Genomic DNA, 13764 nt, shown 5'->3' with positions numbered 1-13764 from the left:
GGGCGCGCGGTTACGCGGCGAGGTGACGGACGATCCGGCGCAGCTGCTCCTCCCACCGCTCGCGGAACTCCGGCGAGTCCGGCTCGAGGCCGAAGATCTGGCGGACGGCGTGCGGCATGGTGGCCGGCGCGGAGACCATGGCGTAGCACATCAGCAGCACGGCGGCCGGGTCGAGGTCGTCCGCCAGCTCGCCCGCCGCCTGCCGACGCCGCATGTCGGACAGGTCCTCGCGCGGCTCGTCCCCCACCTCGCCGGTCAGCGCCTGCCAGATGGCCAGCCGGATGCCGCGGGGGTCGTCGAACGCCTCCCGGAGGTAGCGGACGACCAGCTCCTCGAAGGGGACCGTGGGGTCGTTGAAGGTCGCCTCGCGCCGCAGCCACTCGCGGCCCAGCTCCCGGTAGAGGCCCTCCTTGCCGCCGAAGTAGTAGGTGATCAGCTGCTTGTTGAGGCCCGCGCGGTCCGCGATGTCCTGGACGCGCGCCCCCGCGAACCCCTTCTCGGAGAACTCGTCCATGGCCGCCTCCAGCAGCAGCCGCCGGGAGCGCTCCGGGCACTGCTTGCGCTCCTCGGGCGTGGGGGCGCGGCGGGGCCTCTTGGGCGTCCCCTGCATCGTCGTCATCTCCTCTTCCTCGGCCCGGACAGGCTAGCCGGGGGTACCCGCCATGCTCTCATCCAACTGTTTGACAAGTTCATCCGTTTGGATGAACCTGGCTGCGGTCAGGTAGGGATCGCAGGACACGCAAGGAGATCGATCATGTTCGTGGTGACCGGAGCCACCGGAAACGTCGGCAGCCATGTGGTGAAGCACCTGGCCGACGCGGGCGCCGAGGTGCTCGCGCTCACCCGCGACCCCGAGGCGGCCCGGCTGCCGGAGGGCGTGCGGGCGGCCCGCACCGATGAGCTGCCCCTGGACGGTGCCACGGCGCTGTTCCTCAACCCCGCGGTGGTGTGGCAGGTCGGGACCGAGAAGATCCTTGAGCGGGCCAAGGAGGGCGGGGTACGGCGGATCGTGATGCTCTCCTCGTCCTCCGTCCTGGACGATGTCGATCCGCAGCGGAACCCGATCGGCGCCCGCCACCGCGCGCTGGAGGCCGAGGTCGAGGCCACGGGTCTCGAGTGGACGTTCGTCCGCCCGGGCGCCTTCGCCGCGAACGCGATGCAGTGGGTGGACCAGATCAAGGCCGGGGACGTGGTGTACGGGGCGTACGCCGGGGCGCAGATGGCCCCCATCCACGAGGCCGACATGGGCGCGGTCTCCGCCCGTGCCCTGCTCGCCGACGACCTGGTCGGCAAGGCGCCCGAGCTGACCGGACCCGAGTCGCTGAGCTTCGCCGACCAGGTGCGCGTCATCGGTGAGGTCATCGGCCGGCCGCTGCGGTACGAGGAGATCCCGCACGAGGCGGCGCGGGAGCGGATGTCCGGCGGGTTCCTCACGCCGGAGATGGCGGACTCGCTGCTGCGGGTCTTCGCGGAGCTGGTGGACCGGCCGCAGGCGATCTCGCCGGAGGTGGAGCGCATCACGGGCCGCCCCGGGCGGACGTTCGCCCAGTGGGTGGAGGACCACGTGGCCGCCTTCCGCTGAGGCGCTGCCCGCGCCGTGGCGCGGGTGCGCACCGGGGCGGGGCCGGGGCCGGGTGGCCGAGCCCAGAGGTGAGGCGGCGCCCGCACTCTCGGGGGGAGCGGCGTCCTCGTTCTCCGGGGAGCGGCGTCCTCGCTCTCCGGGGAGGAGCGGGCGCTGGTCGGCTGACCGCGGGGCGCCTGCGGCGGGCCTTCCCCTACCCGCCCCTTCCCGAACCATGGGGCTCCGCCCCTGGACCCCGGACGCCCTTCGGGCGTGTCCTCAATCGCCGGACGGGCTGGAATCAGCCCGTCCAGGGGGGCACCTCCCAGCGGTAGCTGGGGGAGATTGAGGGGCGGGGTCCGGGGCGGAGCCCCGGTTGTGGGAAGGGGCGGGTAGGGGACAGCCCGCCGCAGGCGCGCTGTCCCAGGGGCGGGGCCTGGGAGTCGCGGTACGCGGGACCTCGGCCGGACACCACCTCGGGCGAGGCGACACCGGCAGCAGCTCGGCCGGTGCGCCGGTCGGCGGGGCGGCGCCGGGGGAGGGCCCGTACCCCTGGACGGCGCGCGGAACGTTCCACGCCGGGCGGTGCGCGCTCGCCGGTACCAGGGCCGCCTCCAGGCACGGGCCTCCCACCGGGGAGAGGCCCGCGTCAGGAGGCGGTCCGCGTGCCGCGCTTGCCCGTCTGCTTCTTCGCGGTGGTCTTCTTGGCCGCGGTCTTCTTCGCCGCGGCCTTCTTCGTGCCCGTCTGCTTCTTCCCGGCGGCCTTCCCCGCGGGCTCCTCCTCCGCGGCCTTGGCGGCCTTCGCCGTCTTCGTCCCGCCTCTCTTCGAAGCCGTCTTCTTCTCGGCCGCGGGCGCCTTCTTCGCCGGCGCGGCCTTCTTCGCCGGGGCCTTCTTGCGGCCGCGCAGCTCGTGGACCGTCGCCTCCGCCTCCTCCTCGGCCTCGCCCTCCCCGGCCCCCTCGCCCCGGGCCTCCTTGGCGCTGCGGACGCTCTCCTTCAGTGCCGCCATCAGGTCGACCACCTGCGCGCCCGCGGGCCGCTCACCGGGCTCGGCGGTGGGCGTGGCGCCGGACATCTTCGCCGCCACCAGCTCCTCCAGCGCCTCGTGGTACTCGTCGCGCAGATCGTTCAGATCCACCTCTCCGAGCGTCTCCATCAGGGTGTCCGCGAGGTCCAGTTCCGCCGGCTTCACGGTCACCTTCTCCTTGGGGGCCACCCCCGCGGGCTCGCGCACCTCGTCCGGCCAGAGCAGCCGGTGCAGCGCGATCGTGTCGCCCACGACGCGGAGCATCCCCAGCCGCTCGCGGCCGCGGTGGGCGTATTTGGCGATGGCGACCTTCTCGCTGCGCTTGAGCGCCTCGCGCAGCAGGGTGTACGGCTTGGCCCCGGCGGCGCCGGTGGTGCCCAGGTAGTAGGCGTCGCCCATCTGGAGCGGATCGATCTCGGAGGCGGAGATGAACGCCTCGATCTCCAGGGTGTGGGTGGTGGGCAGCGGAAGGGCCGCGAGGTCCTCCTCGGTGATCGGGACCAGCGCGCCGTCCGCGTCCTCGTACGCCCGCCCGATCTCGCTCGACTCGACCGGCTTGTCCTCGAGCTCGCAGACCTTGCGGTAGCGGATGCGGCCGCTGTCGCGGGTGTGGATCTGCCGGAACGAGATCGAGTGGTCCTCGGTGGCCGGATAGATCTTGATCGGAATGCTCACCAGCCCGAAGGAAATGTTCCCATTCCAGATAGATCGCATGCTTGATCCCTTTCGTGAGATTCTTATCGTATGTCCCCGATCGCGGAGGTGGAGGGGCGGCGGATCACGCTCAGGAACCTCGACAAGGTCATCCATCCGGCCACCGGCACCACCAAGGGCGAGCTGCTGCACTACCTGGCGTCGACCGCGGACGCGCTCCTCGGCCATCTGCGCGGGCGGCCACTGGCGTTCCTGCGCTACCCGGACGGCCCCGACGGCCAGAAGTTCTTCACCAAGAACCCGCCTCCGGGCACGCCTTCCTGGGTGACGACGGCCGAGGTCACCCGCCATAAGGGGGAGACCGCGCGGCAGGTGGTGATCCAGGACCTGCCCTCGCTGATGTGGTCGGCCAACCTCGTGGTGGAGCTCCACACCCCGATGTGGCGGATCGACCAGGGCGTGGGCATCGCCGACCGGCTCGTCTTCGACCTCGACCCCGGGCCGCCCGCCACGATCGTGGACTGCCGAGTCGTCGCCGTATGGCTGCGCGAACGGCTGGCCGACGACGGCCTTACGGCGTACGCGAAGACCAGTGGCTCCAAGGGGCTGCATCTGCTGGTGCCGGTGGAGCCGACCCCCTCCCGGCAGACCACCGCCTACGCCAGACGGCTGGCCCTGGAGGCCGCGAACGCCCTGCCGGACCTGGTCATCCGCAAGATGACCCGCTCGCTGCGGCCGGGGAAGGTGTACGTGGACTTCAGCCAGAACGCGGCCGCGAAGACCACCGCCGCCCCGTACACCCCCCGCGCCGTTCCCGAACCGGCCGTCTCCGCGCCCGTCACCTGGGAGGAAGTCGAGGCGTGCGGCGACCCGGCGGCGCTGTCCTTCCTGATCGACGACATCCCCGCGCGGCTCGACCGCCACGGGGACCTGCTGGCCCCACTGCTGGACCCGGCGGAGGCGTGCCCGCTGCCGACGGGTGGGACCGACGTCGAGGAGGACGAGGACAACGGCCAAGGCGACGACGAAGGCGCGGCCGACCCATGACGTCGTCCTCGCATGAGCCGCCCCTTCAGCCGCCCGTCGAGGTGGCGCTGGCCCGCGTCGTCCCGATCCTGCCCACCGCCCCGCCCGGACGGCGGCTGGCGTACGAGCCCAAGTTCGACGGCCATCGGCTGCTGATCTTCCGGCTGGGGGACGCCGTAAGGATGCAGGCCCGCTCCGGCCGCATCGTCACCCGCGCCTTCCCCGACCTGGCGGCCGCCGCGCGGCCGCTGCCGCCCGGCACGGTCCTCGACGGCGAGGTGGTGGTGTGGGCGGGCGGCCGTACGGACTTCGCCGCCGTCCAGAAGCGCGCCTTCGCCGCGTCCGAGTCCCGGGCGGGGAGGCTCGCCCGGGAACTGCCCGCCTCCTACGCCGCCTTCGACCTGCTCGCGATCGGCGCGGAGGATCTGCGGCCGCTCCCGTACGAACAGCGCCGCGCCCGGCTGCTGGCGCTCCTCGAACCGCTCGGCCCACCGCTCCAGGCTGTGCCGATGACGACCGATCCGGAGCTCGCCGCCACCTGGTACGAGTCGCTCCTGGAGATCGGTATCGAGGGCCTGGTCATCAAGGAGCTGGACCAGCCCTACCGGCCGGGCCGCCACTGGCGGAAGGTGCGCCATTCGGAGACCCGTGACGCCGTCGTCGTCGGCGTCGTCGGTCCCCGCCTCCGCCCGCGCGCCCTCGCGCTGGTGCTCCCCGGCGACGACGTGCCGTTGATCTCCGCCCCGCTCTCCACGGCCGTCCGCGCCCAGCTCGGCACGGCCCTGCGCGACCTGCCCGACCCCCAGCCCCCGCCCGCCGAACTCCCCACCGCCCTGGACCGGGTCGGCGCCGAGATCGCCTACCGCCCCATCGCCCCGGACCTGACCGTCGAGGTCCGCCAGGAAGGCACGGTCCGCCACGCGGCCACGAGAGTCATGCGCCTGCGCGTCCCCGACTGATCACCCCGCCCCGCCCCCGTGCCCCGTGCGCCCCGGCCGTGCGACGATGCGCGGATGCGGGTGACGGTCGTGGGCAGCGGTGACGCGTTCGGCTCGGGCGGGCGGTTCCAGACGTGCCTGGCGGTGGCCCCCGACCCGGCCGACCCGCCCCACGTCCTGGTGGACTGCGGAGCGACCAGTCTGACGGCGATGCGTCAGCAGGGGATCGAGGCCAACGACATCGACACGGTCCTGGTCACCCATCTGCACGGTGACCACTTCGGCGGTCTGCCGTTCCTCGTCCTCGACGGGCAGTTCCGGCACCGCACCCGTGATCTGACCGTGGTCGGCCCGCCCGGGACCGGTGACCGGCTGACGCGGGCGATGGAAACGCTGTTCCCCGGCTCGAGCGGGCTGCGACGGCGCTTCGACGTCCACGTGATGGAGCACGCCGACCGGTGTCCCAGGGAACTGGGACCCCTGCGGGCGACCCCCTTCGAGGTGCGGCACGCCTCCGGGGCTCCCGCCTACGCGCTACGGGTGGAGGGGCCGAGCGGAGCGATCGCCTACTCGGGCGACACCGAGTGGACCGATGCCCTGCTCGACGCGGCGGACGGCGCCGGGCTGTTCCTGTGCGAGGGCTACAGCCCGCGCCCCATCCGCTGGCATCTCGACCTCGACACGCTCGCGCGCCACCGTGACCGCTTCACCTGCCGACGGCTGCTGCTCACCCACCTGTCCCCGACGGCGCTGGCCGAGGACCTGAGCGGCTGGGACGTCGCCCACGACGGGCTGCGCGTCGAGCTGTGACCGCCGCGGCCCCGGCCGGAGCCGGCTGGGAACGCTGGAGTCGGCAGGGAGCGCCCGGAGCCGGCTGGGAGCGCCTGGAGCCGGCTGGGAGCGCCTGGAGCCGGCTGGGAGCGCCTGGAGCCGGCTGGGAGCGCCCGGAGTCGGCAGGGAACGCCCGGATCCACCCGCTCCTACGGGCCACCCGGCGGGCCCGCCGGGTCCGGAGGCCCCGTCACCACCGCCGTCACCCGGCTGCCCGGGGCCAGTCCGCCCCGCTCCACCAGCCCGTAGACGCCCCACAGCAGCTTCGCCACGTACCGCCGCTCCAGCCGGACCCCGTGCCGCTCCTCGAACCCGGTCGCGAACGCCTCCAGCTCCGCCGGGACCCGTCCGTAGCCGCCGCCGTGGTAGCCGTGTTCGATCCGCCAGTCGCCGAACGCCCGCCCCCAGCCCCGCTCGTGCAGCCGCGCGACCTCGCCCTCCAGGTAGCCTTCCGCCCCCTTCAGGACGGCGAACCCCACCGCCCGCGCACCGGCCGGGAGCGCGGCCGCGATCCCGGCCAGCGTGCCGCCCGTGCCGACGGCGCAGCACACCACATCGCCCGGCCCCAGGTCGGGCAGCTCCGCGACGAGCTCCGCCGCCCCGCGCGCCGCCAGAACGTTCGTACCGCCCTCCGGCAGCACCCAGCAGCGCCCCCACCGCTCCTCCAGTCCCCGCAGGGTGCCCGGGTCGTCCTCGCTCAGGCCGCGCAGCGTCTCGCGGTAGGCGGAGCGGGTGACGAAGGCCAGCTCCATGCCGTGGTCCTCGGCCCGCGCCAGCGACCAGTTGCGCGGTGCGTCGGCCAGCTCATCGCCCCGGATGACCCCGACCGTCGACAGCCCGTACGCGGCCCCCGCCGCCGCCACCGCGCGAATGTGGTTGGAGTACGCACCGCCGAAGGTGAGCAGCCGGGTGTGACCGCGCTCGACGGCCGCGCGCAGATTCGGGGTGAGCTTGCGCCACTTGTTGCCCGGCACCAGTGGGTGGATCAGATCGTCCCGCTTCAGCCGCAGCGCCACGCCCCGGTCGGCGAGCCACGGGTCGGTCACGTCCCGCACGGGGGACGGCAGCCGGGGCCGTATCGGGGGCGCGGTGTCCAGCGGGCGTCTCACCCGTCCATTCTCACCGCTGACCCGTTCAGGCCGGGGCGCGGCCTCAAGGCCGCGATCGGCGGCCGCCGACGGCCGGTCGGGACACCGGCCGTCGGCGAGTGGTCGTCCCGTGGTGTCACAGCTCCACGATGACGGCACCCAGATGGCGCCCCTCGGTCAGCTCGCGGAGCGCCCGGGGCGCCTGCTCGATGCCGCGCAGCCGGGCGTGCGGGAAGGAGAGGGCGCCCGTGCGCAGGCCCTCGGCGAAGCGGCGGTTCCACTGGGGGATCAGGTCCAGGTGGTCGTAGAGGGCGATACCCCGCAGGGTGATGCTGCGGGAGAGCAGCGAGAGCGTGTCGATCTCGGTCTTGGCGGCATGCGTGGTGTCCGCGCCGAGCTGGCTGGCCAGCGCGCCCACGATGGCGATCCGGGCGCCCCTGTTGGCGACGGCGATGGCCGCCGTGAGCTGCTCGCCGCCCACATTGTCGAAGACCGCGTCGACGCCGTCGGGGGCGGCCTCGCGGAGCTGGTCCTCGACGGGGCCCGCGCCGCGGATGACCACCGCGTCATAGCCCAGTTCGCCCATCAGCCGGTCGGCCTTCGCCTGCGAGCCGGTGCTCCCGATGACCCGGGCCGCGCCGAACTGCCGAGCGATCTGGCCCGCCAGGGAGCCCACGCCGCCGGCCGCCCCCGTGACGAACACCGTGTCGCCGGACCGCACTTCGGCGCCGCGCTCGATGCCCATCAGGGCGGTGGGGCCCTGGGAGAGATAGGCGGCCGGGTCGGGCATCAGGCCCGGTTCGAGGCGGTGTGCCTGATCCGCGTCGAGCAGCGCGTACTCGCGCCAGCCGAGCCGGTGTTCCACCAGGTCGCCGGGGGTGAGCTCGGTGCCGGGGGCGGCTACGACCTCGCCGACCGCCGGGCCGTTCAGCGGTGCCCCGATCTCGAAGGAGGGCATCGGCACGTCCGTGTTCTCGTCCATCAGCGTGCGCATCACGGCGGCGACGGCCATATGGGTGTTGCGCACGAGGACCTGGCCCGGTCCTGGCTCGGGGACCGGCACCTCCGCGATCTCGAAGAGGTCATCCTTGACCGGTCCGTCGGGACGGGCCGCCAGCCGGACTTCGCGGTGCGTGTGCTTCGTCATGGACCCCAACCAAACGTGAGGCATGCGGCAAGGTCAACCGGACCCGACGCGTCGGAAAAATTTGACGCGTCGGAGATCTCCGACGTAATCTCCGAGCCGTGCCCACAGACGTCTTCAGCGCGCTCGCCAACCCCGTGCGCCGCAAGCTGCTCGACTGCCTCCGGGACGGCCCCCGCGCCGTCAACGACCTCGCGGGCGAGTTCGAGCTGAGCAGACCGGCGATCTCGGAACACCTCCAGGTGCTCCGGCAGGCCCGGCTCGTACGGGAGGAGCCGCGGGGGCGGCAGCGGTATTACCACCTGGAGCCGGATCCGCTCGCCGAGGTGCGGCAGTGGCTGCACCCCTTCGAGCACTACTGGCGCGCCCGGCTCCACGCGCTGCGCGACGTCCTCGACGAGGAGAACCCATGACCGAGCCCGATGCCATCCACTGCGACCAGTTCCTGCCCCACCCTCCGGCCGTCGTGTGGCAGGCCCTCACCGATCCGCGGCTGCACGCGCGGTGGTGGGCCGCGGGCGATGTGCGGGCGGAGGTCGGCCACCGCTTCACGCTCGACATGGGGTCCTGGGGGGAGCAGCCCTGCGAGGTGATCGCCGTCGAGCCGGAGCGGCTGCTGAGCTACCGGTTCGCCGAGACCACGCTCGACACCACCATCACCTGGCGCCTCGAACCGGAGGGCGCCGGCACCCGGCTCCTCCTCGAGCACGCCGGGTTCGACCTCGACTCCCCGCTGGGCAGGAAGGCGCTCGACGGCATGGGCCGCGGCTGGCCCTCGGTCCTGCGCCGCCTCGCCACGGTCCTCGCCGAACCGGCGGGCCCCGCGGAATGAGCGCCGGGCGTCACGAGAAGCGCGCTATCGCCGTCATCGTCGGCCGCAGATTCCGAACCGCGGGCAGCCACCGCATCAGCGGCGCCAGCGCCCCGTAGTAGAACCCCCGCCCGCGCGGCGGCGGCACCTCGCGCACGTCCGTGATCGCCGGATGGGCCGTCCGCACCTTCGGCAGCTCACCCGCGTCCATGCCCCACGGCATGGGCGGCGGGCTGTAGCCCCGCGCGGTGCGCATCTCGCCGCGCATCGTGCGGGCGCTGAACCACCGCGGCACCGCGTCGAAGACCAGCGCCCCGCCCCGGAACCGCTCGGCGCACCCCGCGATCAGGTCCTTCACCTCGGTCGGCCGCAGATACATCAGCAGCCCCTGCGCGGTGATCAGCACCCCGCGCGCCGGATCGACCTCGTCCCGCCAGGACAGGTCGAGCGCCGAGCGGGCGAGGGTGCGCCGCCGCTCCTCGTCCGGCAGCAGCGCCCGCCGCACCTCGGCGGTCTCCGGCAGCTCCACGCACAGCCAGCGCGCCCGCCCGTTGTCCACCCGCCAGAACTGCGTCTCCAGACCCTCGGCGAGCGTGACGACCGTGCCGTCCGGATGCTCGTCGAGGAAGGCCCGTACGGCGGTGTCGAAGGTGCGGACCCGCAGCGCGTGGCCCTGAGCCAGCAGCGGTCTTGGCGCCCCGAAGGTCTCCTCGAAGGGGTAGTCGACGCGGTCGACCAGCTCCACGGCCTTGGGGTCGTCCAGCACGGGCCGCGCCCGCCGGGCCTCGGCGGCCCGCATGTAGAGGTTCCACAGCAGGGTCTCGGGCACCCCGCTCAGCTCGACGCGCCGACCGCCCTTGCCGTCCCTCGTGCCGTCCCCGTCCCCGTCCCTGTTCCCGTTCCCGTCCGGTCCGGCGTCCGCCATGGCGTCGTCACTCCTCGCACGCGCGTCCCTCGGCGTTTCCCCCACCGCTTCCATCGCCTCCACCGCCATTCAACCTCACCCGATCCCTCATCCGGAACGGCGAACGCCCCGGCCCCCGGACGAATCCGGGGCCGGGGCGTTCAGGCGGCGGGGTGGTCCTTCAACCCGCCTCGGCCGGAACCGGGCCGATCGCCCGGCCCGCCCACTCGGGGGCCTTCTCGACCAGATCCGTCAGCCGCTCCCGCACCTCATCGGGGAACGGGGCCGAGCGGCTCTCCTTCTGGTCGATGTGGAGCGCGAGCAGCTCGGTCGTGGCCACGGGGGCGCCGTCCGGCTCGCCCACGTGCATCTCGTGGGTGAACCGGACCTTCTTCTCGTCCACGCCGATGACGCGCGTACGGATGGTGAGTTCGGCGCCCTCCTCGACCTCGTTCAGATACCGGATGTGCGACTCCACGGTGTAGAGGGAGCAGCCGGTCTTGGCGCGGTAGGCGGAGTCGAGCCCGGTCTCCACCATCATCTCGTCGGTGCTGTGGCCGAAGACGAGGACGTAGAACGCCTCGCTCATATGGCCGTTGTAGTCGATCCACTCGGGACGTACGGTCTGCCGGTAGTCGGGGAGCGTGGTGCTCACTTCTCGTCTCCCATGGTGCTGGTGGGGGTATGTGCGATGCCGTCCGTCCCCTCGGTGCGCTGCCGCGGCAGTCGGCCAGTCGCCCGCAGGACGTCGATGACGCCCTGGTCCCGCTCCGCGACGAGCTGCGCGATGGTACGGCTGCCCGCCGCCTCGTCACAGCCGTCGACCATGGCCGCACGCAGCGTGTCGTCCAGCTCAGGCGCCTCGAGACGGGTCCACGGAGACTTCAACGAGGGTCCGAAGTGGTCGAGCATATGTCCCATGCCTCCGTCGCCGCCCGCCAGGGCGAACGTGAGGCAGGGACCCATGAACGCCCACCGCAGCCCGGGCCCCTCGGTGATGGAGTCGTCGATCTCCTTCACCGTGGCCTCACCGTTGGCCACCATGTGCAGCGCCTCCCGCCACAGCGCCTCCTGGAGCCGGTTGGCGATGAAGCCGGGCAGCTCGCGCTCCATGGTGATCACGGACTTGCCCGCCACCGTGTAGAAGCGCGAGGCCCACTCGACCGCCGCGGCGTCCGTCTGCTTCCCGCCGACGACCTCGACCAGCGGAATGAGATAGGGCGGGTTGAAGGGGTGGCCGACGACGAGGCGGCCGGGGTCGGCGGCCTCGGTCTGCATATCGGTCATCGGATAGCCGGAGGTGGAGGACGCGATGACGACACCGGGCGGGGCCGCCGCGTCGAGCCGGGCCAGCAGCGACCGCTTGAGCTCCAGCTTCTCGGGGGCGCTCTCCTGGACGAACCGCGCGTCGGCCACGGCCTCCTCGGCGGTCGCGGTGACGGTCAGCCGGTCGGGGGAGGCGCCGTCGGCGAGGCCGATCTGCTCCAGGGCGGGCCAGGCGGCTGCCACGAGGCGGCGCAGCTTCTCCTCGGCGTCGGGGGCCGGGTCCCAGGCGGTGACGTCGTAGCCGCGCGCCAGGAAGTGGGCGACCCAGCCGCCGCCGATGACTCCGGCGCCGACACAGGCGACGCGGCGTACCTCTTCGGGGGCGCAGGGGGATGAGGGCATGGCGGTCCTAAGGGTGTGAGGGGGGAGGAGAGAGGGGGAACCGGTGGGGGGATCAGGCGCGGGGCTTGAGGCCCAGCCGCTGCCGTGCCTCGTCCGGTGTGGCGACCTTCGCGCCCAGCAGCTCCGTGATCTGGACCGCGCGCTCGACGAGCTGGCCGTTGGTGGCCTTGACGCCCCGGCTGAGGTAGAGGTTGTCCTCCAGCCCGACCCGGACGTTCCCGCCGAGCAGGATGGACTGCGCCACCCACGGCATCTGCGTCCGGCCCAGCGCGAAGCTGGCCCACTGGGCGCCCTCGGGCAGCATGTTGACCATCGCCTGGAGCACGCCCGGATCGGCCGGGGCGCCCCACGGGATGCCCATGCAGAGCTGGAAGACGGTCGGGTCGTCCAGCAGCCCCTCGTCCAGCAGCTGCTTGGCGAACCACAGCTGCCCGGTGTCGAAGATCTCCAGCTCGGGGCGTACGCCCAGCTCCTGGATGCGCTTGGCGCCGGTGCGCAGCATGTCGGGGGTGGAGACGTAGAGGTTGCTGCCGTCGCCGAAGTTGAGCGAGCCGCAGTCCAGGGTGCAGATGTCGGGGAGCAGGTCCTCGATGTGGGGGAGCCGGTCCAGGCCGCTGACCAGGTCGGTGCCGGGGAGGTGGGTGAGCGGGTCCTCGGGGTCGATGACCAGGTCGCCGCCCATGCCCGCGGTGAGGTTGATGACGACGTCGGTGCCGGTCTCCTTGACCCGTTCCACGACCTCGCGGTAGAGCCGCGGATCGCGGGCGGGGGCGCCGGTCTCGGGGTCGCGTACGTGGATGTGGACCACGGCCGCCCCGGCCTCCGCGGCCTCGACGGCGGAGCGGGCTATCTGCTCGGGGGTGACGGGGACATGGGGGCTGCGGCCCACGGTGTCACCGGCGCCGGTCAGGGCACAGGTGATGATGACGCTGTCGTTCATGGGCATGGGCTTCTCTCCCTCTCTTTCGGTGCAACGCACTCTTGTGGTGCACCGCACTCTTGTGGTGCTTCGGCTACGGTCCGGGCCGGTCGGTCGGCCCGGCCGCATCGGCGCCGGACCGCCGTGCGGTCAATTCGGTGTCCACGTACGCGTTGCAGGCGATGTCCATGGCCTCGGCGCTCGTACCGCCCGCACCGGGCCCGGTGGCCAGCACCTGAATGGCGAGTCCGTCGATCAGCGCGGTCAGGCGCAGCGCGCTGAACTCCGGGTCGACGGCGCGGAAGACCCCCTGCTCGATACCGCGCCGGATCACCTCGGCCACGGTCTGCCGCCACTGCCGGTAGAAGTCGGCGTGCAGCCGCCCGATGGCCGTGGACCGCGCGGCCTCGGCCCACAGGTCCATCCACACCAGCCACTGCTGCCGCTGCCGCTCGGTGTGCGGGGTCTGGAGCGCGATGAGCTGCCGCAGCTCCTCGCGCGCGTCGTCGGCCTCGGCGATCCGGGCGGCGCGGCGCGCGGTGTCCTCGTCCATGCACCAGCGCACGGCGGCCTCGAGCAGCTCGGCGCGGCCCGGGAAGTGGTAGTGGATGGTGGCGGTGCTGGTGTCGCAGGCGGCGGCGATGTCGGCGACGCGTACGGCGTGGAAGCCGCGCTCGGCGATGAGCCGCACCGTCTCCCGCACGATCTGCAGCGGCCGCCCGCTGCCGGGGGGCGCGGCGGGCGCGGGCGGCCGCGGCGCCCCGGCCGCCCCGCCGGCCGCTCCATCGGCTCCGCCGTCCGCTCCGTCGGCCGTCGTGGTGCCGAGCAGCCATCCGGCGTCCACGTTCCCGGCGTCGGCGATCCGCGCCAGCTCGGCCACGGTGAAGCGCCGGCTCCCGCTGAGCGAACGCGAGAGCTTGGACGGGTCCATCACGACCCGCCGGGCGAATTCGCGCTGGGTACAACCGGCCTCGCCGATCACCTGACGTACGCGCTCCGCCACGTCGAACTGTTGCCGCATGGCCGACACCGTACGGACGCGTTGAGATAAGCGCAATGAATATGACAGCGGAGTGCCCACTTCCTCCCGGAATTTATGGGAATCTCACCCCGAGATTGCGATGCGGACTGACTGACGCATCAGTTGCGCTCGATGATGTTCGAACACTTCCGACTATGCTCACCGGGCGTGA

General features: G+C 72.9%; 15 protein-coding genes. 6 read left to right on the top strand and 9 right to left on the bottom strand.

Annotated features, from left to right (window positions below):
* Positions 1 to 10 precede the first annotated feature (10 nt).
* Complete coding sequence (locus ACZ6TD_RS20625) at positions 11 to 619, bottom strand: TetR/AcrR family transcriptional regulator (protein ID WP_471356075.1); 609 nt, start codon at positions 617 to 619, stop codon at positions 11 to 13.
* Positions 620 to 754: 135 nt separating this feature from the next.
* On the opposite strand from ACZ6TD_RS20625, the gene ACZ6TD_RS20620 reads away from it, so the two are divergent.
* Entirely contained in the window at positions 755 to 1582 is an 828-nt protein-coding gene (locus ACZ6TD_RS20620; RefSeq protein WP_471356073.1) for an NAD(P)H-binding protein, read from the top strand.
* Between the two features lie 628 nt (positions 1583 to 2210).
* Here ACZ6TD_RS20620 and ku read toward each other — a convergent pair.
* The gene (gene ku / locus ACZ6TD_RS20615; RefSeq protein WP_471356071.1) at positions 2211 to 3302 is read right to left on the bottom strand and encodes a non-homologous end joining protein Ku; all 1092 of its coding nucleotides are present in this window, start codon (positions 3300 to 3302) and stop codon (positions 2211 to 2213) included.
* 30 nt (positions 3303 to 3332) lie between these two features.
* Between ku and ligD the strand changes: the two genes are divergently transcribed.
* From ligD to ACZ6TD_RS20600, 3 genes are read left to right on the top strand one after another with little or no spacing between them, the layout of a single operon-like run.
* On the top strand, positions 3333 to 4289 hold the full coding sequence (gene ligD / locus ACZ6TD_RS20610; protein ID WP_471356069.1) for a non-homologous end-joining DNA ligase: 957 nt from the start codon (positions 3333 to 3335) through the stop codon (positions 4287 to 4289).
* Complete coding sequence (locus tag ACZ6TD_RS20605) at positions 4286 to 5227, top strand: ATP-dependent DNA ligase (protein ID WP_471356067.1); 942 nt, start codon at positions 4286 to 4288, stop codon at positions 5225 to 5227. The genes ligD and ACZ6TD_RS20605 overlap by 4 nt, the downstream gene beginning before the upstream one ends.
* A gap of 54 nt (positions 5228 to 5281) precedes the next feature.
* Positions 5282 to 6016, top strand: a complete 735-nt coding sequence (locus ACZ6TD_RS20600) for an MBL fold metallo-hydrolase (protein ID WP_471356064.1) — start codon at positions 5282 to 5284, stop codon at positions 6014 to 6016.
* 170 nt (positions 6017 to 6186) lie between these two features.
* Here the strand turns inward: ACZ6TD_RS20600 and ACZ6TD_RS20595 are convergent, their stop codons facing one another.
* Both ACZ6TD_RS20595 and ACZ6TD_RS20590 read right to left on the bottom strand, forming a co-directional pair.
* Positions 6187 to 7146 carry a 1-aminocyclopropane-1-carboxylate deaminase/D-cysteine desulfhydrase gene (locus tag ACZ6TD_RS20595; protein WP_471356062.1) on the bottom strand — a complete coding sequence of 320 codons (960 nt, stop codon included), beginning with the start codon at positions 7144 to 7146 and terminating at the stop codon, positions 6187 to 6189.
* A gap of 115 nt (positions 7147 to 7261) precedes the next feature.
* Positions 7262 to 8272, bottom strand: a complete 1011-nt coding sequence (locus ACZ6TD_RS20590; protein ID WP_471356060.1) for an MDR family NADP-dependent oxidoreductase — start codon at positions 8270 to 8272, stop codon at positions 7262 to 7264.
* 98 nt (positions 8273 to 8370) lie between these two features.
* Here ACZ6TD_RS20590 and ACZ6TD_RS20585 point away from each other — a divergent pair, with 98 nt between their 5' ends.
* Together ACZ6TD_RS20585 and ACZ6TD_RS20580 are read left to right on the top strand one after the other, a co-directional pair.
* On the top strand, positions 8371 to 8682 hold the full coding sequence (locus ACZ6TD_RS20585; protein WP_471356057.1) for an ArsR/SmtB family transcription factor: 312 nt from the start codon (positions 8371 to 8373) through the stop codon (positions 8680 to 8682).
* A complete protein-coding gene (locus tag ACZ6TD_RS20580; protein WP_471356056.1) occupies positions 8679 to 9101 on the top strand; it encodes an SRPBCC family protein in 423 nt (140 codons plus the stop codon). The genes ACZ6TD_RS20585 and ACZ6TD_RS20580 overlap by 4 nt, the downstream gene beginning before the upstream one ends.
* 10 nt (positions 9102 to 9111) lie before the next feature.
* On the opposite strand, the gene ACZ6TD_RS20575 is transcribed toward ACZ6TD_RS20580, so the two are convergent.
* The 5 genes from ACZ6TD_RS20575 to ACZ6TD_RS20555 all read right to left on the bottom strand — a co-directional run bounded on the left by ACZ6TD_RS20575 (position 9112) and on the right by ACZ6TD_RS20555 (position 13592).
* Positions 9112 to 10005, bottom strand: coding sequence for a class I SAM-dependent methyltransferase (locus ACZ6TD_RS20575; protein ID WP_471356053.1), 894 nt, complete (start codon positions 10003 to 10005; stop codon positions 9112 to 9114).
* A gap of 160 nt (positions 10006 to 10165) precedes the next feature.
* Positions 10166 to 10639 (bottom strand): thioesterase family protein, encoded by a 474-nt coding sequence (locus tag ACZ6TD_RS20570; RefSeq protein ID WP_471356051.1) that lies wholly within the window; start codon positions 10637 to 10639, stop codon positions 10166 to 10168.
* On the bottom strand, positions 10636 to 11652 hold the full coding sequence (locus ACZ6TD_RS20565) for a 3-hydroxyacyl-CoA dehydrogenase NAD-binding domain-containing protein (protein WP_471356048.1): 1017 nt from the start codon (positions 11650 to 11652) through the stop codon (positions 10636 to 10638). Before ACZ6TD_RS20565 ends, ACZ6TD_RS20570 begins: the two co-directional genes overlap by 4 nt.
* A gap of 52 nt (positions 11653 to 11704) precedes the next feature.
* A complete protein-coding gene (locus ACZ6TD_RS20560; protein ID WP_471356046.1) occupies positions 11705 to 12598 on the bottom strand; it encodes a beta-keto acid cleavage family enzyme in 894 nt (297 codons plus the stop codon).
* 67 nt (positions 12599 to 12665) lie between these two features.
* Entirely contained in the window at positions 12666 to 13592 is a 927-nt protein-coding gene (locus ACZ6TD_RS20555) for a TetR/AcrR family transcriptional regulator (RefSeq protein WP_471356044.1), read from the bottom strand.
* Positions 13593 to 13764 lie beyond the last annotated feature (172 nt).

It is taken from the genome of Streptomyces yongxingensis, assembly GCF_055597465.1.
This window is presented reverse-complemented; position numbering and strand designations above follow the sequence as displayed.